18 protein-coding genes, 1 tRNA gene and 3 pseudogenes are annotated in these 18,622 nt (G+C 66.8%); 9 read left to right on the top strand and 13 right to left on the bottom strand.

All coding sequences use genetic code 11. The features are described 5' to 3' along the window. Positions 1 to 2: 2 nt before the first annotated feature. Positions 3 to 578, bottom strand: a complete 576-nt coding sequence (gene dcd / locus OG735_RS22705) for a dCTP deaminase (RefSeq protein WP_327325006.1) — start codon at positions 576 to 578, stop codon at positions 3 to 5. Between the two features lie 99 nt (positions 579 to 677). Next, positions 678 to 860, bottom strand: coding sequence for a hypothetical protein (locus tag OG735_RS22700; protein WP_326651449.1), 183 nt, complete (start codon positions 858 to 860; stop codon positions 678 to 680). A 255-nt stretch (positions 861 to 1,115) separates the two neighbouring features. Between OG735_RS22700 and OG735_RS22695 the strand changes: the two genes are divergently transcribed. The 3 genes from OG735_RS22695 (at position 1,116) to OG735_RS42020 (ending at position 2,209) form a co-directional block, all read left to right on the top strand. Next, positions 1,116 to 1,189, top strand: a tRNA-Gly gene (locus OG735_RS22695). Positions 1,190 to 1,548: 359 nt separating this feature from the next. After that, positions 1,549 to 1,980 (top strand): SRPBCC family protein, encoded by a 432-nt coding sequence (locus tag OG735_RS22690; protein ID WP_327325005.1) that lies wholly within the window; start codon positions 1,549 to 1,551, stop codon positions 1,978 to 1,980. A gap of 139 nt (positions 1,981 to 2,119) precedes the next feature. Continuing rightward, positions 2,120 to 2,209 (top strand): hypothetical protein, encoded by a 90-nt coding sequence (locus OG735_RS42020; protein WP_442812471.1) that lies wholly within the window; start codon positions 2,120 to 2,122, stop codon positions 2,207 to 2,209. On the opposite strand, the gene OG735_RS42015 is transcribed toward OG735_RS42020, so the two are convergent. Beyond that, entirely contained in the window at positions 2,206 to 2,397 is a 192-nt protein-coding gene (locus OG735_RS42015) for a hypothetical protein (RefSeq protein ID WP_442812470.1), read from the bottom strand. The two genes, OG735_RS42020 and OG735_RS42015, sit on opposite strands and share 4 nt — an antisense overlap. Next, entirely contained in the window at positions 2,394 to 3,524 is a 1,131-nt protein-coding gene (locus OG735_RS22680; RefSeq protein ID WP_327325004.1) for a site-2 protease family protein, read from the bottom strand. The genes OG735_RS42015 and OG735_RS22680 overlap by 4 nt, the downstream gene beginning before the upstream one ends. Positions 3,525 to 3,771: 247 nt before the next feature. Between OG735_RS22680 and OG735_RS22675 the strand changes: the two genes are divergently transcribed. After that, positions 3,772 to 4,059 carry a hypothetical protein gene (locus OG735_RS22675; RefSeq protein WP_327325003.1) on the top strand — a complete coding sequence of 96 codons (288 nt, stop codon included), beginning with the start codon at positions 3,772 to 3,774 and terminating at the stop codon, positions 4,057 to 4,059. 151 nt (positions 4,060 to 4,210) lie between these two features. Here OG735_RS22675 and OG735_RS22670 read toward each other — a convergent pair. The 5 genes and pseudogenes from OG735_RS22670 to OG735_RS22650 form a co-directional block, all read right to left on the bottom strand. Next, positions 4,211 to 4,731: pseudogene (locus OG735_RS22670) on the bottom strand (SixA phosphatase family protein). Next, a complete protein-coding gene (locus tag OG735_RS22665) occupies positions 4,728 to 5,534 on the bottom strand; it encodes a hypothetical protein (RefSeq protein ID WP_327325002.1) in 807 nt (268 codons plus the stop codon). The pseudogene OG735_RS22670 and the gene OG735_RS22665 overlap by 4 nt, the downstream one beginning before the upstream one ends. Positions 5,535 to 6,606: 1,072 nt before the next feature. Then, a pseudogene (locus OG735_RS22660) lies at positions 6,607 to 6,919 on the bottom strand (clavaminate synthase Cs1); the annotation flags it as partial. A gap of 34 nt (positions 6,920 to 6,953) precedes the next feature. After that, positions 6,954 to 7,583 (bottom strand): hypothetical protein, encoded by a 630-nt coding sequence (locus OG735_RS22655; protein ID WP_327325001.1) that lies wholly within the window; start codon positions 7,581 to 7,583, stop codon positions 6,954 to 6,956. 46 nt (positions 7,584 to 7,629) lie between these two features. Continuing rightward, on the bottom strand, positions 7,630 to 8,160 hold the full coding sequence (locus tag OG735_RS22650) for a hypothetical protein (RefSeq protein ID WP_327325000.1): 531 nt from the start codon (positions 8,158 to 8,160) through the stop codon (positions 7,630 to 7,632). A 537-nt stretch (positions 8,161 to 8,697) separates the two neighbouring features. On the opposite strand from OG735_RS22650, the gene OG735_RS22645 reads away from it, so the two are divergent. The 5 genes from OG735_RS22645 (at position 8,698) to OG735_RS22625 (ending at position 14,450) form a co-directional block, all read left to right on the top strand. Then, a complete protein-coding gene (locus tag OG735_RS22645) occupies positions 8,698 to 9,162 on the top strand; it encodes a hypothetical protein (protein WP_327324999.1) in 465 nt (154 codons plus the stop codon). 978 nt (positions 9,163 to 10,140) lie between these two features. Beyond that, the gene (locus OG735_RS22640) at positions 10,141 to 12,408 is read left to right on the top strand and encodes a glycoside hydrolase domain-containing protein (RefSeq protein WP_327324998.1); all 2,268 of its coding nucleotides are present in this window, start codon (positions 10,141 to 10,143) and stop codon (positions 12,406 to 12,408) included. 74 nt (positions 12,409 to 12,482) lie between these two features. After that, positions 12,483 to 12,902, top strand: coding sequence for a hypothetical protein (locus OG735_RS22635; RefSeq protein ID WP_327324997.1), 420 nt, complete (start codon positions 12,483 to 12,485; stop codon positions 12,900 to 12,902). Next, the gene (locus OG735_RS22630; protein ID WP_327324996.1) at positions 12,899 to 13,648 is read left to right on the top strand and encodes a hypothetical protein; all 750 of its coding nucleotides are present in this window, start codon (positions 12,899 to 12,901) and stop codon (positions 13,646 to 13,648) included. Before OG735_RS22635 ends, OG735_RS22630 begins: the two co-directional genes overlap by 4 nt. Before the next feature lie 517 nt (positions 13,649 to 14,165). Further along, the gene (locus OG735_RS22625; protein ID WP_327324995.1) at positions 14,166 to 14,450 is read left to right on the top strand and encodes a hypothetical protein; all 285 of its coding nucleotides are present in this window, start codon (positions 14,166 to 14,168) and stop codon (positions 14,448 to 14,450) included. Between the two features lie 677 nt (positions 14,451 to 15,127). Here OG735_RS22625 and OG735_RS22620 read toward each other — a convergent pair. The 4 genes and pseudogenes from OG735_RS22620 to OG735_RS22605 all read right to left on the bottom strand — a co-directional run. Next, a pseudogene (locus OG735_RS22620) lies at positions 15,128 to 16,228 on the bottom strand (IS110 family transposase); the annotation flags it as partial. A 122-nt stretch (positions 16,229 to 16,350) separates the two neighbouring features. Beyond that, positions 16,351 to 16,797, bottom strand: coding sequence for a PaaI family thioesterase (locus OG735_RS22615; protein ID WP_327324994.1), 447 nt, complete (start codon positions 16,795 to 16,797; stop codon positions 16,351 to 16,353). A gap of 296 nt (positions 16,798 to 17,093) precedes the next feature. Continuing rightward, a complete protein-coding gene (locus OG735_RS22610) occupies positions 17,094 to 17,567 on the bottom strand; it encodes a carboxymuconolactone decarboxylase family protein (RefSeq protein ID WP_327324993.1) in 474 nt (157 codons plus the stop codon). 249 nt (positions 17,568 to 17,816) lie between these two features. Continuing rightward, the gene (locus tag OG735_RS22605; protein WP_327324992.1) at positions 17,817 to 18,620 is read right to left on the bottom strand and encodes a methyltransferase domain-containing protein; all 804 of its coding nucleotides are present in this window, start codon (positions 18,618 to 18,620) and stop codon (positions 17,817 to 17,819) included. Between the last annotated feature and the right edge of the window lie 2 nt (positions 18,621 to 18,622).

Here is an 18,622-nt window from a genome sequence, read left to right as displayed (position 1 = left end):
GCTCACACCTGCGTCCGGTGGAAGTTCATGTACGACCGCGACGCCGTGGGCCCACGCTGCCCCTGGTAACGGGACCCGTACCGCTCGCTCCCGTACGGGAATTCGGCCGGCGAGCTCAGCCGGAACATACACAGCTGACCGATCTTCATGCCCGGCCAGAGCTTGATGGGCAGCGTCGCGAGATTCGACAGCTCGAGCGTGACGTGCCCGGAGAAGCCGGGGTCGATGAACCCCGCGGTCGAGTGCGTGACCAGCCCCAGCCGACCGAGGCTGGACTTCCCCTCCAGCCGCGAGGCGAGGTCGTCCGGCAGCGAGATGACCTCGTAGGTCGAGGCAAGGACGAACTCACCGGGGTGCAGGATGAACGCCTCGTCCCCCTCCGGCTCGACCTTCCTGGTCAGATCCGTCTGCTCGACAGCAGGATCAATATGCGGATAGCGGTGGTTCTCGAACACCCGGAAGTAGCGGTCGAGCCGCACATCGATGCTCGAGGGCTGCACCATGAATTCGTCGTACGGGTCGATACGCACCCGTCCGGCGTCGATCTCGGCCCGGATGTCCTTGTCTGAGAGAAGCACGCACCGAGGATACGCAGAGCGCGCGGGCCCACCCCAATCGGGACAGCCCGCGCGCCCACTCCGACCGCCGCTTCCCCACGGCTTCCGTACGGCTGCCGGCTACCGCTTGGCCGACCGCTCCGACTCCACAGGCACGACACTGCGAAGCCGCGCACAACGCGGACACCGGATGAGCCGCCCGGGCCCGATCCGATCGGCGCCGAGCTGCTGCATCGGGAACGAAGCGGTACTGAAGACGTGCCCCTCGGCACAGCGGACGACGGTGCGCTCCATCAAGTCCATCGGGTCCCTTCCCCAACAAAATGCGGACGAACGACCAGATTAGGGGATGAACGGGACGGGCCCGTATGCGGCACTCCGACGGCACTCCGCACGCAACGGTACGCCTCAACTCCCGTACACCGCAGCCGCATCCGGGGCGGCGACATCGGCTGCATCCGCCCCCTGGACAGCACAAAGACCCCGCGGCTAAATACACCGGGGGCCATCGATGGGGTACAGTGTGCGACGATGCGGTTGCCGTTCACGGCCCGCCGCGCGGGTGTAGTTTAATGGTAGAACATGAGCTTCCCAAGCTCAGAGCGCGAGTTCGATTCTCGTCACCCGCTCCAATACGAAGCCCCAGGTCAGCGGCCTGGGGCTTGCCTATTGTCCAGACCACTTCGGGAGGGCTCCGTGCCCTCCGCGCGCTCGTACCTCTGCGGGTGTGCGGCCTCTTCGGGATCAGCCTACGGATGAGACCACGGTGGAGGAGCAATTCGTCTGGCTGACAACGCGCCGCATCTAGCCTCGCCCTCACCGCCACCGCCCTCCGCCCGGCCCTCCTGCTCCCGTGCCGCCCCGACGCCGGACGGCACCGGCCCGCCGGCCCGCCGGCCCGCCGGCACTGACGCCAGCCGCCATCGATCCTCCGGGGGGGCACACTGGAGACAGGGCCCCATAAGCCGTGAACCAAGCTGTGAGGTGGCCGATGAGCACTCTCGAAGAACAGATCGACATCGGTGTTCCGATGGATGTGGCCTGGGACTGCCTCCACCGCGTGGAGACCTATTCGCAATTCCTGGAAGGAGTGCGCGAGGCTCGTTCGGGGGGCGGGCACCGGGCGCACCTGGACGTCGACGCGGGCGGCCGGGCTCAGGAGTTCGAAGCCGAGATCACCGACCACGGCAAGGAAAACTTGATGGAGTGGCAGACCACGCGCGGTCCCGACCTGGCGGGAACGTTCGCACTGCTGCCCATCGACCGGGAGCACACCCGAGTCCAAGCCCGGATCGAGTACGACCCGAGCACCGTCAGGCAAGCGTTCGGCGGGCCGAAGGGGTTCGCCCAGGCAACCGCGATCGAACGCCTCGTACGGAATGACCTCGAGCACTTCAAGGAGTTGGCGGAACGGGAACGGTGAGCCGCGCGACGGTTCCCACCGGGGGCTTGTGTGCCTGCGCCACGCTAACGGTCGGGGCGGCTACGCAGGTATCGGCCCCATGGCAGCCTCCTGAAAGCGCGGACTGCCTGCGGCCGGTGACACCCTCGTCGTCCCGTCGATGGACCGGCTCGGCCACTCCATCCAGGACCTGATCCCGATCGTTTCCTGCCTGCACAATCGCGGCATCGGCTTCACCTCGCTCCACTAGTCGCTCAACACCACCACACCGGGCGGCGCCTGGTCTTCCACGTCTTCGCCGCCCTCGCGGAGTTCATCCGCGAACTCATCGTGGAGGGCACCAACGATGGCCCGGACGTCGCCCGTGCCCGCCTCCGTGACGTCGACGAGCCTGGCCGAAGGGCGCATATCACCGACGGCGCTTCGGGACCCGGTCACTTGGACCCTTGGCCCCCCAGCGTGTGCCGCTGCATCAGCCGTGAAATGTCCTTCGCGGTGACGATCCCCATCAGATGCCCCCCGTCCACGACGAGAATGCGCATGCCGGTACCCGGGCGGAGCTTGTCGAGAGCCTCACTCAGAAGATCACTCGGAGCGGCAACCGCGCACTGAGACAGCGGGATCGCCACCTCGCGCACGCGCAGCGCCTCCCGGCGCGCTCCCGGTATCCCGGCAAGCCTGCGTACCTGAACGATCCCGCTGGGACGGCCTTCGAAATCGAGCAGCGGCACGGCGGAATGGCGGGAGTTCACTGCCACCTCATCGATGAAACGCTGGACGGTCAGCCAGTCGGCACCGGTGGTCACCGGGCTGGACATGGCATCGGCCACCCGCACGCCCCGCAATGCCGTGTGCATCACGGCGCGTTGCCGTTCCGCGCCGGCGACGACCATGATGAAGAGACCGACGAAGACGAGCCACAGCCCGCCCGGCGCCCCGCGCAGGAAGGAGATCCAGCCGAAGGCCATCAGCAGCACGCCCACGACCTGACCGCTTCGGGAGGCCGCCCGATCCGCACGTTCCCGGTCTCCGGTGCGCCACCACAACAGCGCCTGCACCACCCTTCCGCCGTCGAGCGGCGCAGCGGGCAGGAGGTTGAATGCGCCCAGGAACAGGTTCGCCCAGCCGAGCCACACCAGAACGGCGGCGGGCACCGCCCAGCCGGACAGCGCGTGCAGCCCGATTCCCGCTCCGAGCGCGGCGCCTCCGACAGCCAGGCTGGTGAGCGGCCCGCTGACCGCCACCGCGAAAGCCACCGCCGCGGTCTGCGGTCGCCCCATCCGGGTCATCCCGCCCAGCGCCCACAGCGTCACATCCTGTACCGCGATCTTCTTCCTGCGGGCAGTCGCAGCGTGTGCCGTCTCGTGGAGCAGGAGGCTGCCCATGAGCAGCACCGCGCCTACGGCACTGGCGAAGGTGTACACCGCGTCCGAGCGCCCCGGAGTCCATGCGGGGAGGGTCTGGCGGCCGAGACCGTACGCGAACAGGACCACCAGCAGCGGCACGCTCCAGTGCATCCGCAGCGGTACCCCGACCACCTGTCCGACACGGACCGAGCCGTTCATCGTCGTCTCCTGCCGACTCGGCATCCGGTCCACCGGGCAGGACCTCGCGACCTGCACTCCGTAAACCGACCAGCACGGCACCCACCCACAAGTGTCGCTCTCGGAATCTCCCGCGGTCGGCCAGAGGCCACAGGGGGCGCTCGCTTCTCAGGTCCGTGAACTCCGTTCGTCCCGTCGCCGCGCAGGTACGGTCGGGGAGGGCGCCGGATCTAGGGTGGACGTACCGACAGCACTGTGGAGGTGCGTCATGGGGCACAGCCACCACTTCCACCTCGATCAGGGTGACCATTCGATCACCGTGCACGTCGGGCCCGGAAAAGACGGAGAGATCGAGCTCCTGGTGAACGGCAAAGTGGTCGCGTGCCTGAAGGAGCACGGCCGTGGGACGAGCCTGCTGACCGGCGAACTGCCCGACGATCCCACCCGCCCGTTCCGGGTCCGGGTACGCCAGCCGCACCTCGTCCCGTCCAGGCTCAGATGCACGCTGGAGCTGGACGGCGTAGAGCAGCCCATGCCGGAGAGGCCCATGGTGTGAGCTCCCTGCTCCCCGACTATGGGCGGGATCAGGTGAACAGCGTGCTCCCCTCCAGGTCCGACGAACCCGCACCACTGGTGCAATGAGCTGCCGCAACCCCAATTCAGGATCAGCCGCCGTGGGCGCACCTCTGGGCGTCCGCACCGTCCCGTCATGGCTTCGCGGCGCGGGGCACGACCATATCGGTCAGCCGGGCAGCACCCGGTTCCAGACCCGACCAGGCCCCCGACAGGCACAGCACGGCGATCGCGGACGCCGGGAACTTCGTACGCGTCTGCTCCAAGGCGTAGCCGTCCGCGTCACCGGTGAGCATCAGGACCAGGTCCTGCACGCCGGGGTTGTGCCCGACCAGTATCAGCGTCCGTACGTGCGCCGGGATGTCCCGTACGACGCCGCACAACTCCCCGGCGCTCGCCTGGTAGAGGCGTGCGTCGGGAGTCACCGGCGTGGTGGCGTCGAGCTCGTCCGAGACGAGGTCCCATGTCTGGCGGGTGCGCCGGGCGGTGGAGCACACGACGAGGTCGGGAACGCAGTCGGCCTCGCGCAGCCAGCGGCCGGGGCGTCGCGGCGGCCGCGCGGGGCCAGAGGCCGCTCGTGGTCGGCCACGTCGTCGGGCCAGGCGGACTTGGCGTGCCGCAGCACGACCAGGCGCCGGGAGTCGCCTGCGGTCACGGCGTCTCCTGGTGCTGGTGGCCGACCTCGCGCGCGAGGTCCAGCCCGAGGACGCGGTCGAGATGGGCGAACGTCTCGAACTTGGCACCGGCCGGCACTTCCGCGTCCCTCTCCACGCTGCGCAGCATGTCCAGGACGGCGGGGACGCCGAGATTATCGGCGAGCGCGGCATGAGCCTGTCGCAGCAGGTCGGCAGGGATCGGCCTGGATGGCTCCTGCGCCCAGTCGGCCACCAGTTGCCGCCAGTGCCGCAGTGTCCGCCGGGCCTCGACGAGCGCGGCACCGGTGACCATGACGGGCGTGCGGTAGGCATGGCCGAGCATCAGCATCCTGACAGCCAGCGGATCGGTTCCCTCTGCGGCGGCTGCGACCGGGGAGCCTGGGCCACCCTCGCCCGGGGGTGCTGTGCCGACCTGGCCCACGTCGATCCGTACCCCGTCGACGCTGTCTTGCTGGTCGGTGCCGCGCGCGAGCACGTGCACGTCGGCAGGAGCGCTCGGTGTCTGACTCGGATCGTGAGCACGGACGGTGGCGGGCGGGTGGATGCCGAGTACGGCCATGACCCGGTCGAGCGCCTGAACTTGCTCCTGCGGCAGGTCCGGTGCGGTGAGCACCGTCAGGGTCTGCAGGCCGTGCAGCTCAGCGGTGCGCGCGAGTACGTCGCCGAGCAGCAGCACGCGCAGGTGCACCGCGCCGATCCCGTTGTCGATGGCCGGTAGATGGACGCAGATGCGCAGGAGGTGGCGGTGCGCGGAGGGAATCTCCACGAGGTGGCCGGTGCGGGCGTCGGCGATACGCAGCATGCTGCGGAGGCTAGTCGTGGAATCCTCCGGTACGGAGGAAGCTGGCAGATGAAGCCTCGGGCCATAGAAACCCGAGTTCGGTCGGTGCGGCCTCATCGCAGCCGCTCGCGGCCGGCCCTGCAGCCGAACCCGACGCACCCCACGTGCCACTACGTGCCATTCGTAGCGGTAAACAGGGGTCACTACGGGCACCGTCCGGCCGCTATCCAGCCGTACACCTGTGCAGCGTTTCCGCTGGTCAGGAACATGTCTGGCGATCAAGTGCTGGTTGATTCCCAAGCTCAGAGCGCGGGTTCGATTCCCGTCACCCGCTCCACGACGAAAGGCCCTGGTCGGAGATCAGGGCCTTGTTTGTTGTCTAGACCTCTCGAGGTCTCCGTGCCCTCCGCGTGCCCTATCTCGCGGAAACGGGCTGCTCGAAGCAGGCTGGCGCACCATTTCGATGGTGACGCCTCAAGTGTGTCTCGAATCGCGAGACGCACTATCGGTGGCCTGCGTCACAAGACGATGGTGGTCGTGCGAATTCGCTTCCATGAATCGGCGGTGGCAGATCGGCCTCGTTAGGAGCGTGCAGCGAGTCCTGGGTGGCCCTGGTGGACACAACGCAGGAGGCGGGCGTCGCGTCAAGCACGCATCCAGCCATAGCCAGCGTGCTGCACGGCACTTCGAGCCCTTCGGATTGGCCGCAACTGTGGTGGGGTCGAATGTCGAATCTGGTGCACCCGTCGCGCGTGCGTGGTGCCATGGGACCGGCACCAAGAGGAGTACGTATGACTGCGCCGCCACGGCTTGCCCGTTGAAGGGGGTGAACCAGGACTTGATCCCCATGGCCGCGGTACCGAGGGATGCCGCTGCCGGGTCCTCGTCGATGCCGTCCATCGAGTCGTCGTAGAGCCACTCGTGATCCAGGTCCTCATAGACCCCGTCGGCGAAAGATTCGAGTGCAGCGGACACTCCTGAGTCGAGCAGCCCATACAGGTCGAGGGTGGCCTTGGCCCGGTGGAGCAGAAGCCTCAGCACCAGTTCCCCTGCGAGACAACCGAGTTGCTGAAAAGTGACGGAATGCCGGGGTTTATCGGCGGAGCGTGAAGGCCGCCACGTCGCCCGCCCGCTCCTCCCGGTCGGCAGTTGGCCGTAGGAGTCGCTGCGGATGTACATACGGTGCAGCCACCGGTCCTGGACGTCCCAGCGCGGCGTGAACGGCGTCCGCGCGTGCGCGTGGTGCGGAAGCAGTCGGCGATCAGCACGTCGCCTGAGGTGAGGGAGACACCCTCGGTGACCTCGTCGAGGGCTTTCAACGGCTCCGCGTCCGCCTCGGCGTGCCGGCCGGGGTTCGCCTTGAGAAGTTCGCAGTCGTAGCCGGGCAGTGGATCAGCGCAGCGGCCCCCGCAGGAACTTGCAGGGGCCGCCTACTGCTCGTCAGCTCTGCAGCTCTCGCTTGTTGTTCTTCACGATCGACACGACCGGGTTGTCCGGCAAGGGCTTGCCGGAATCCTTCACTGTGAGTTCAGTGGGCCACGACGTGCCGGGGTAAAGGGCGACCGCGCCGGTGTCGACTCGTACCGTCGCGTCGAATCCGCCCGGCCCGGTGATGCGTACCTCGACTTGGTAGAAGGCTCGCTCCTTGCCGCTGTTGGTGATGCTCAGCGACAGCGTCAACGATCCCCTGTCACGACGAGGCTTGAAGACCGTGACATCGCCGCTCGCAAGGACCGACTGTCCGAACTCCTCATTGCCTTGAGCCGTGCCGGTCGGTGTGCTGCGGGTGATGGGGTCGCCGCTGGCGGCTGCTGCCCGCCGCTCGTCGATCTCGGCGCTGATGCGATCCTGCGACGCAGGCTGAGACGACGACGCTGTGGGCGCAGGCGTCGCCTCGGCAGACTTCGAGGGCGATTCCGCCCCTGCCGCTGACTCTGCCGATCGGCCGACAGACGGGGCCCCACTGGGCGCAAATGCACCGAGCGGGCCGCCGGCCGCGCTGTCGCTCCCACCGTCCCCTCCGGTGAGAACAACGACTGTTCCAGCTGCTATCGCCGCTGCCAGCGCCAAGGCTCCGCCCCAGGCGACAGTCCGACGGCGCGGCGCGGGCCGCCGCCTAGTTGCACGAGAAGGCATATTGGGAGGTGTAGTTGATGAAGTTCGACATCTTTGCGGTGACAGTGGCGCACACAGGGTACTTGGTGTAGACGGGACCGGCGTACTCGCTGAACGTCCCACTGTCGGAGTCGCACTTGGTGCCCGGGTACCCGTCGCAAACCTTCGCCGTCATACTCTGGGCTCTGCCTGTGTTGTTGTCGAAGATGAGGCACCCGCCTGCCTGACTGTTGTAGGTGAACACAGTTGCAAGGCGCAGCCTGGGGTCAGTACCCACCGGCAGCGGTATGGCTCTGGTCAATGTGTACCCCGAGCCACACGCGTTTGCTGCAGCCGCGACTTCCCCCGGGTTGGCCGCGGCGAACTCGCGAGTCTCCTTGGACGCCTCGACGGACATGTCCACGTCGGTGCCAGTGGGATCCTCAGCGGCGAACGCCGGAGGCACAGCGACAGTCAGGGCAGCGACGGCGGTGGCCGCCACTGCTAAGCGAGCGGTGTTTCTGGCAATGGCCAGCATGTAGGTCCCCCTCATGGATGCACCAAGTGCAAACGAATGATCTTGACCGGATCGGCAAGAGGCCGTTGAAGGTTGCCCGGACTTCCCAGACCTCCAGTCCGCGTGCGCCCTCTCACGACAAGACGAGGCGCTCGTGCCGCCCCCAAGGGGTCTAGACCGGCCATCGCCTCCCTCGCAGCAATTGCAGCTACGGAGAGCTACGTAGCGCACCGGCGCTCTCGCTCTATACGGTATTTAGATCCCCGAGCGTCACCTGGAGCCACACGAAGCAACGGGACATGTCCTGCATCACATGCCTATCAAGGGGCTTCCTGGCACCACCCCCGCCACGTGTCGAAAACGTTCTCGCTAGCCAAGCCGACGCCCTACATGTGGATTTGACACTGAATTCCCCTCTGCCTCAGAGCGCGACGACGAGCGAAGCTCGACGTCCACTTCCTGGTCGCGCCGGATACCTTCTGCACGTTGAGGCTGGAAACGGACGCAACCCCCTCTGTCGTGGTCGATACATTCACTTGCAGTGGTCACGGTTGCACCGTTAGTGAACGGTCGATGGCTGGAGAACTCAGCCGCGCGCTCGCCGACTGCGACCGCCACCTCTTCCGCGCGCGAACCGGCCCAGCCCTCACCTCCGAGCTTGTCGACATCACCGACGTGATCCTCGACAAGGTCACCGTCCTGCGGATGCGCGGCTCACAGATGCACCCGACCAGGAAGATGCACCGCCCGATCCGGCGCGCCTGGACCACCGTCGCCGACCTCCTGGCCGGCACCGGCACCTACGCGGAGCGCTTCTACCGGACGGAGTCGCGTGAAGAGCATCGCCCTCGAAAGGCCCTCGTACGCCGGGAAGTGACCGTGCACCGCGCGCCAGGGCGAAAGCCGGACCGGCCCGTACCGAGCGCATCCCCTACCACCGGCTCCTGCCGGCGGCATCTCCAATGCCTTCGGGGTGGACTGGGCGCTCAAGCACGGCCTCCGACTACACGACGGGCTTTCTCGTCACGGCCGCAGTGATGCTGCTCACCGGAGCGTTCGCGGTCCTCGCGATCCGACCGGAGATGGACGCCCGGCGCCTCGGTCTGTGATCAACGACACATGCGCACTGCTGGTCACTCTTTGCTTGCCCGTACGCGAACCACCGTCCGTGACAACGCTGTTGAGCAGCCTGGCCGACGATCCCTCCCGACGGGCCGCTCGTTGAGGATCCTGAAACCATTCGATCGCCTTGGGGCACGGGGCCGCGACGGGGTCGAGTCAGCCATGCCGAAGGTGCAGACCAATGCACGAACGCGTGATCGAGTGGCCGAGTTTCGCCGCTGACATCTATGAAGGAACGGCAGAAGAGGCAATAGCAGTGCAATTCCCGTACATAAGCCAAGTATTCCGGCGACCCCATCACCCTTGGTGACATCCGCCGACTGCCCCGCGTGGCCTTGCCGCGCTCAAAAGCCTTCTCGCCGCCACCCCGGCTGAATTAGGTTCTTGGTTGTCGCGAGGGCCCGGGGGGGCGCTTGCGGGGTAGGCAATTGCCGGGCTCCAGGGGGATTTCAGTTATGCAGGCCATCAGTGGCGAGCAATTCGATCACGTGGGCGGCACCGCTGTGCCGGGCGCGGCTTTGGGTCTCTCTCCCTCCTCGCGGATGCCCTGAGACCGGCGCCGTATCCGACTCCTCGCCGGAGAGTGCCCCCGGAGCGCCGATTCCACTACCCGGGGGTGTTTGCCCGGCCTGAGCGGTGCCTGAATCCGCGGCGCGGCCGCCTCGGCCGCGGTCTTCGCGGGCCGGGCGCCCGGTGCCCCGTACTCCTCGTATCTCACACCGTTCGACCGGCCACTCCCCGCCGGATTCCCGGCAGGGCCGTTCCGATGCGCAGACCACCCGGGACGACGGATGTCCGAGCCGCGTTCTCGGCCGTGCTCCGATACTCGGATCACCCTATTTTTCCGGGCAGTTGTGCCCCGTCCAGTTCTCGTGTCCGTATGAAAGGAACTCGATGGCTGACGAAATGGCGCGTCGCGCCCAACGATTCATCAACACCACGTACGGGAATGGTGCCACCCTCGGCATATCCAAGCTGGACGAGAACGGCCAGACCAGCTGGACCGTCATGTACGCCCTCACCCGCGCCTTACAGTACGAGATGGGTATCACCGCGCTGTCCGACAGTTTCGGTCCGGGCACCCTTTCAGCGCTCCAGGAGAAATACGGCAAGCTCGACGAGACCACGATCCCGTCGGCGAACTTCTGCCGGATCATCCAGTCCGCCCTGTACTGCAAGGGCTACGACGGCGGTGACATCGACGGTAAGTACAACTCCCGCGTCAAGGCCGCGGTGGTGAAGCTGAACCAGAACATGGGCGTGGACGGCACCTACCCGGGCAGCTCCCTGTGGCCGAAGGTCGTCAAGGGCCTGCTCAACATGGACGCCTACGTCACCGTCAACAGCGGCTCGGAGACCATCCGCTCCATCCAGCAGTGGCTGAACGGCCGATACGTCCTCCGCAAGGACTACTACGCCATCCCCTGCGACGGTCACCACTCCCGTGACGTCGCCAAGTCGATGCTCCTGGCCGTCCAGTACGAACTGGGCATGGCCGACGGTGTCGCGAACGGAGCGTTCGGCCCCGGCACGCAGGCCGGCCTGAAGAGCCACACGCTGTCCACCGGCTCCTCCGGGGTGTGGGTGCAGCTCTTCACCGCCGCCATGGTGCTCAACAAACGCCCGGTGTCCTTCTCGACTTCGTTCACCTCCTCACTGGCCGACAGCGTCAGCGTGTTCCAGGCGTTCATGAAGCTCGCCGTCAACGGGCAGGGCGACTTCGGGACATGGTCCTCCCTGCTGGTCTCCTACGGCGACCAGACCCGTCAGGGCGAGGCGTGTGACGGCATCACGAAGATCACCCCCGCCCGCGCGCAAGCCCTGAAGAGCGCCGGCTACAAGTACATCGGCCGCTACCTGTACAACCCCTCCACCACCAGCCTGCCGGAGAAGGAGATCCAGCCGGGCGAGCTCGCGACCATCAAGCAGTACGGCCTGCGCTGCTTCCCGATCTACCAGACATGGGCGCGCTCGGTCGACTACTACAGCGTCTCGCAGGGCGTCGCGGACTGTATGAACGCCGCGTTCAAGGCGGAAGAGCACGGATTCAAGCCGGGCTCACGCATCTACTTCGCGGTCGACTACGACGCGGTGAACGACGAGGTCACCTCGCACATCCTGCCGTACTTCCGGAGCGTCAAGGAGCAGATGGACCGGCTGGGCAGCCCCTACAAGATCGGGGTCTACGGCCCGCGCAACGCGTGCTCCCGGATCTCCGCGGAAGGCTACGCGGACACCAGCTTCGTGTCCGACATGTCGTCCGGCTTCTCCGGGAACCTCGGCTACGCGATGCCGGAGAACTGGGCCTTCGACCAGATCGTCACCAAGGTGGTCGGCTCCGGTGACGGCCGGATCGAGATCGACAACAATATCGCCTCCGGACGCGACACCGGCCAGGGCGACTTCCACCCCGCTCCGTCCCAGAAGCTCGACATCGGTTTCAGCCTCTCCTACTGGGAGGCATTACTGAAGGACGCCGAAGGCTATATGGAATCCATAGGCAGACCGACGAGCGGCGGCGAAACGGGCAATGGTTATGTTTACACCAGGAAACAGTGTCTAGAAACAATCATGACCCTCGACGCAGCCATCACGTCGGCGGCCCGCCGGTACCGCATGCGCAAGGCCCTCATCCAAACGTCGGCCTTCTGGGAGTTCTGCCACTACAGCCAGAAGGACGTGGTGGAGGACGCGGGCGTGGTGCTCTACCACACCGGCGTCATTCCGGACTGGGGCAAGGACCTGCCGGGCGTCAGCAGGCTGGTCGACTCCAGCACCGGCGTCGCCAAGGTCTCGGGACGTACGTGCATTCTGTCGCGGAACAACTCGATCCGTGCGGGGCTCCTCGAGGGTGAGGTCCTCGACTCGACCGCCGACGGCGACAGGTGGGCGATGTGGCAGAAGGTGAACCAGGACAACGTGTTCAATCTGAGTACCGTCTCGCACCTGCACATCTGGGCGGCCGACGGAAAGGCGGGCGACCATGACGAGACCCCGATCCGCCGTCCCGCACTCGACTACACCGACACGGAGACGTTCGAGATCCTCCGCCGCTACCAGGGATCAGGCCCCGTCGCCGAAAAGGACGCTAAGTTGCGCATGCCGCTTTTTGCGATATTCGAGAAGTACAACAACATCATCCGCGGGTCCTGGGCATCGTGATCACGGCGTCCGGACCCTATACAGGCCACAATGGACTGGTACTGGTCTCCCTCATATTCGGGGGAACCGTTGCCGTGGCCGCTCTTGCCGTCTATCTGGGCTCAGCGGTCACTCAACGTCGCCGTCGCGCGTACACCCCGGCGACTCGATGGCGCGACATTTCCATCCTGTTCACCACTGCGTCACTCGCCCTCTACGTCTGGGGATGTCTCCACATCTTCTTTCTCTACGGGACGGAGGGAGGAGAAGATTGCTTCACATTGAGTGACTTGGAAAATGGCGTCAAATTGAACGAAGCTGCGGGTGACTTCATCCCGCTTCGACTCATCTGTCACATGTCAGACGGACGCAGCCACTCCATCGTCATCCCCGATTACATCAACCCGTCCATCGCCGCCCTTCTGTTAATCGCTGTGGCGGCCGGAATCGCCTCGGTCGTCCTCCACCGCAAACAGTGCAACTCGCTATCTCAGAGAAAGGAACGCCCCAGTTGAGCCGCACCGGCATAACCCGCAGACACGTCCTCACCACAACGGCTGGCATCACAGCCGCCGCAAGCCTTGCCACCACAGGTCTTCTTGCCACCCCGGCCACCGCAGCGCCCCAACCTCTCAAGAACGACAAGCTGAAGGAGGCACTGCGCCGCCTCGAAGCCCGACGCCGTCGCCTCCATACGGGACGCCCCTCCGCCAACCGGTGGGAGATGCAGAAGGCTGTCGACCCGGAAGGGGACATCGTGACGCGTCCTGTGTCCGGCACTGGCCTGAGCATCGCAGTGCGAAAAGGCGATGTGGACACGGTTCTGGTGTACGTGATCCGCCGCTTCCACTACGAGGTCGACGCTCTCGGCCTGCACGGCGAACCGAACCCGGTCGAGGGCTGGGTGGCACCGTCGGCGGTCCGCGACAGCCGGCTCCCGGAGTCGAACCAAGCGTCCGGCACCGCCGTCGTGATCCGGCCGGACTCCTATCGGCCCGGCGTGCGGGGCGGCTTCACCACGGGACAGCAGCTGATCATCCGCGACATCATCGCCGACACCGAAGGCGTCGCCCGCTGGGGCGGCGACGACCGCCGCCCCTACGAGGGCCTGTTCTACCTCACCGTGCGTCCGGGGGACGCACGTCTGGAGCGGGTCGCGGCCAAGATCCGGGCCTGGGACGAAACTCCGGGCGCGGGTGCCGGGGTGGTACCCGACGTGACGGAGCCCTCACGGCGCCGCCAAGCCGCCCGCTACCGCTGAGCGATCCGACACAGCAGCGGCCGGGCCGCCCCCGGGACTGACTGTAGCGTGCAACCAGTCCATGAACCGGGCTCACCGAGCGCCGAACCCTGGACGCAGCTCTGCACATCACCCTTTCGGTATCGTCTCCGCAGACGATCACAGGGGAGGCGAAGGACGACGGGTGATCTCCAGTTCAGCTGGTCACTGGGCGGCTCTGGCTGGGCTACGTGCCGTATCGCTGACAGCTCTTCGGAGCTGAAGGACTTCGTCAGCTACTTCACGGACGCCCTGGCCGACCTGCTGCATGGGGTGGCGGGTCTCTAGGGAACCTCGACCGTCCAGCGCCGTGCCACAGGCGTGCCAGATGGAGCGGGGACTCACGGGGGAACGGCGGCTGTCAGCGGGCTCAGGTGCCGCAGGCACGGGAGTCAGCGTTATCCAGGTCAGCCCCAACTCGCCCCACCACGCTCCTTAGGCGGTAGTGCGGGCATGCACCACGCAGTAGCCGCTGTCTGTCGGGTGGCACCATCGCGACATGACCGGCAATCGACTACCCCATGGCTGGACCCTTGAAGCGATCCGCAACATCTCGGGGGACCAAGACGCCGTCCTCCTCGACGCAGATCGCACAGTGACGTGGCTGGGATGGCCGGCAACCGACGAGCGCATCAGGCCTGAGATCGTGCTGGGCTTCCACAGTTTGTGCCTGGTGAAGCCGATCGACGACGATGATTGGTACATGGGCAGCTTGAACGACGACGGCAGTGTCGGTTGCTGGAGCGCTTACACCCACTTTCAGGAAGCTCTCCGGGGGCTGTAGCACTACACACTCCGCACCGTATGACGCAGCGAGCTCCGACATCCGCGGCTGACATCAACGACGGCAGACAGCGGCGTACCACAGCATCCCCACGCAGCTACTTTCTTAGTGGCCACTGTCGGCCGCAATAGCTGGTGATCGAACTCCTAAAGCGGGTGTCCCAGGGCTCCATCCCGTGCGAGCCTTCGCCTGCTGTGCGCAGGCATCCGCAGCCGACCCAGGAGGAGACGTGCAGGAAGACAACAGCGGCGACCGCATCGGGGTGCACTGTGAGTAGGAGGCGGTACGTGGCCAGAGGCGTACCAGGCGGCTACCGACCCCCAGCCCGGGTGGGCGGCGGGCCAAGCGCGGGTTGGGAATCCTGTCCGGATTCCAGTCGTCGTTTCCATCGGATGCAGGGCACCTAAGGGGCCACCGAAGTCGATGGCAGCGCAGACACGGGCGGGTCCTCACTGATGAACGGTCAGACAGATCAGCGGACGGTACTGCTCATGCTCGTTGGGAGCGGCGCGGTGTACATCGCTCTGGAGCACCCGTCCTTCGGCACAGCCCTGCTGGTTGGCGTCGGCGTGATGACGCTGCTGCATCTCCTGTTGAAGGACCGGTGACTCAGGGCGCCTGCCTCTGCTCTGCCACAGGACACACTGTCCCGTCTCACTGATTCCTAATGCCGTTTGTCAAGCCGCGAGGGCCGTCGGCGGCGTGAGCTCGTAACACCGTCCGTCCCGCAGGAGGGCCCAGAGAACGTTGACGCGGCGCCGTGCGAGAGCGAGGACGGCCTGGGTATGGCGCTTGCCCTCGGCTCGTTTGCGGTCGTAGAACCGGCGGGACTCCTCGCACCTTCGGATGCTGAACAAGGCGGAGGTGTAGAAGACGCGTTGGAGCCTACGGTTGTATCTCTGGGGGCGCCGCAGGTTGCCGCTGATCTTCCCGGAGTCCCGGGGTGCCGGGGCGACACCGCCGAAGCCGGCGAGCCGGTCGGGAGTGCCGAAGACGCTCATGTCGCCGCCGGTAGCGGCCAGGAACTCGGCGCCAAGGATGACGCCCAGGCCCGGCATGCTGGTGATCACTTCGAAGTCGTGGTGCTCGCGAAACCGGGCCTCGATGAGCTTGTCGATCTCGGCGACCTGCTGGTTGAGACCCATCACCTCCGCCGCCAGCGTGTGCACCATCCGGGCGGTCAGCCTCTCGCCCGGCAGGCTGGTGTGCTGCCGCTCGGCGGCCTCGAAGGCTGTCTCGGCCAGTTGGTCGGCGCGGTGGGCCTTGCGGTTGCGCAGCCAGGTTTCCAGCCTCTTGCGGCCGATCCGGCGGAGGGCAGCCGGCGTTTGGTAGCCGGTCAGCAAGATGAGCGGGCCGGTGTTGGTGAGGTCGAGCGCGCGCTCCAGGCCAGGGAAGATGCCGGTGAGTTGGGCGCGGAGCCGGTTGACTGTGCGGGTGCGGTCGGCGACCAAGTCCCTGCGCCGTCCGGTGAGGATCTTCAGATCGGTGACGGTCTCGTCGCCAGCCCGTAAGGGGTGCAGGTCGCGGCGGATACGGGCCTGGTCGGCGATGACGGCGGCGTCCTTGGCATCGGTCTTGCCTTCGCCGCGGTAGCCCTCGGACGCGCGGTGGATGGCCCGGCCGGAGAGGTAGAGCACCGGTTGGTCGTGGTTGAGGAGGATCGCGATGGCGAGGGCGGCTCCGCCGTCGGCCAGGTCGATGCCCCAGGTCACCTCGTCGCCCAGGGCCAGGACGTCGGCGAGGAGTGCGAGCAGTTCGGGTTCGTCGTGGGGCGGGCGGCCAATCAGTGGAAGCCACAAGCGGCAGAAGTTTGAAAGCCACACCCGACACCCCTGGGTGGGCCAACCATACGAAGGGCTCGCCCGGTCCCGGAGAAGAACGTAGGGAAGGTTGAGGGGTGTCACGCCGCGGTTTCCGCGCCGCTGAGAGGGATGACGCGAGCCGTGGCGCTGGCGGTTGCGATCACCATGTCGTCCGAGTCGGACAGCGAAGCTTCCAGGTAGGCGATATCGCCCACCCGATGCACCACGCGGCCGTTCCCGAAGAGCCGCCCGGGGCGGACCGGGCGGAGGAAGGACACCTTGAGCTCCATGGTGGACTGAAACTGATCGGGCTGGAGTGTGGCGAGAAGAGCAGGGCCGACCGTGTCGTAGAGCATCGCCGCGAGAAAAGCCCCCAGCACGTTGCCCGTCGGATTGGTGAAGTCCTCGGTCGCGTTGAACGCCAGACGAATCGTGCCGTTCTCGACATCCGCGTCGATGAATTCCAACCCCAGGGTGGCCGCCGCACGCGGCAACGGCGAGCGCCCGTCCACTGCATCCCAAAACAGGCCGGACCGTCCGCTCATCACATCTCCCTGGGCGCGACCGTCTGGTGCCGTCCGCCGTCCATCCTTTCCCCTGCGGCCCCTTTCATCTGTCGGTCATCCACGTCGGCTCACCCGGATGGCGCCCCACGCGAACAGAGAGGCCTGACCGGTCACTTGAGTGACGGGTAGCGGTTGAACTGTGCTGGCCAAGCCGACTCGCTGCTCCTCGGCCGCCGCGCGGACCAGAACCACGCCCCGGGCCCCGGCGAGGGGCGCCCGGGGCGTGTGATGCTGCAGCCGCGGGGGCACCAGCAGTCGCGGCCAGGCACTCCTGATTATGCGAACTGGCCGGGCCGGTAGTCGCCGGCGGGCTGCTGGATGATGACGTTCGCCCGGTTGAAGGCGTTGATGAGGGCGATCCCGCACACCAGGGCGGCCAACTGCTCCTCGTCGTAGTGCTTGGCGGCGTTCGCCCATGCCTCGTCCGTGACCCCACCGGCCGCATCCGCGATGCGGGTGCCCTGCTCCGCCAGCTCCAGCGCGGCCCGCTCGGCCTCGGTGAAGACCGTGGCCTCCCGCCACGCCGCGACCAGGTTGAGACGTACCGAGGTCTCACCGGCGGCGGCGGCGTCCTTGCTGTGCATGTCGGTGCAGAAACCGCACCCGTTGATCTGACTGGCGCGGAGCTTCACCAGCTCCTGCGTCGCGGCCGGCAGCGTCGAGTCCTCGAGCACCTTGCCTGCCGCAATGATGTGCTTGAAGACCTTGCCTACGGTCGGGCTGCTGAAGGCGTCCAAACGGGCACTCATGGCGATCTCCTCTGCCGTTGTCGTTGCTTACACACCTACGACGGAACAGCTCGGCAGGATGTGACATGAACGCCTGTGTCCTGCGTCTCCCCTCCCGCACCGCAGCAGGGACCACCACGCCGACGTTCACGTCCACTGCCGAGAGGTCACCCCTGGCGGCCCCGAACATCCCCGGTCACTCAACGTTCGGTGGCACGAACCTGGTGGTCACCAGCCTTCAGTGACAACGGGCGGGCAATCGGGGGAGGGCTACGGGCGGCGTCCCCACGCGGAGATCATCGGGGCGGTGGCCAGGTCGAGGCGTCCGGTGGCGACGTTCGCCAGGTGGCGGTCGATCTCCTCGTCCGTGGCGAGTCCTTCCGCCACCAGACGGCGGCGGATCTGCCGCACGGTCGCGGCCTCAAGGACGGCACATGCCGGCCAGGTGATCGGGAAGTACGCGTCGGCCCGAACGTCGTCCAGACCGGCCTCACGCAGCAGCCTGGGCAGGGTTCGCCCGTACGCGAGGTCCGCGCCACGTGCTGCCATCAAGGTGCGGAAGCCGGATCGCAACCGGTTGGCGAGCTGCTGTTCGGGGCCCGACTCGTCCGGACACAACAGGGGCTGCAACCCCGGGTCGGCGTCCTCCAGGAGCAGCCAGCCGCCCGGCCGCAGCGCCTGGACCATCCGGCGCAGCGCCTCGGAGCGGTCGGTGACGTGTACCAGGACCAGTCGGGCGTGGACGAGGTCGAAGCCGCCGGGCGGCGACGGTTCGGTGGCCACGTCGTGGCGCAGCACCTCGATCACGCCACCGGCGATGTCCTGGGTCCAGGACACGTCGATGTCGGTGGCGATCACCGTTCCCGCGGGGCCGACTCGCTCGGCCAGCCCCAGGGGTACGGACGGACCACCGGCACCGAGCTCCCAGCACCGCATGCCGGCAGCGATCCCGAGCTGGTCGACGTGCCGGAACGTCACCGGATCGAACAACTCGCTGAGGGCGTCGAACCGGATCCCTGCCTCCGATTGCTGGTTGTCCAGCAGGTAGCCGTGATCCGTGTCGTGCTCAGCCATGT

This window comes from Streptomyces sp. NBC_01210 (genome assembly GCF_036010325.1).
In the GTDB taxonomy this organism is placed as follows: domain Bacteria; phylum Actinomycetota; class Actinomycetes; order Streptomycetales; family Streptomycetaceae; genus Streptomyces.
The sequence above is the reverse complement of the archived record's forward strand: the minus strand, read 5'-3'. Positions and strand labels throughout refer to the sequence as shown.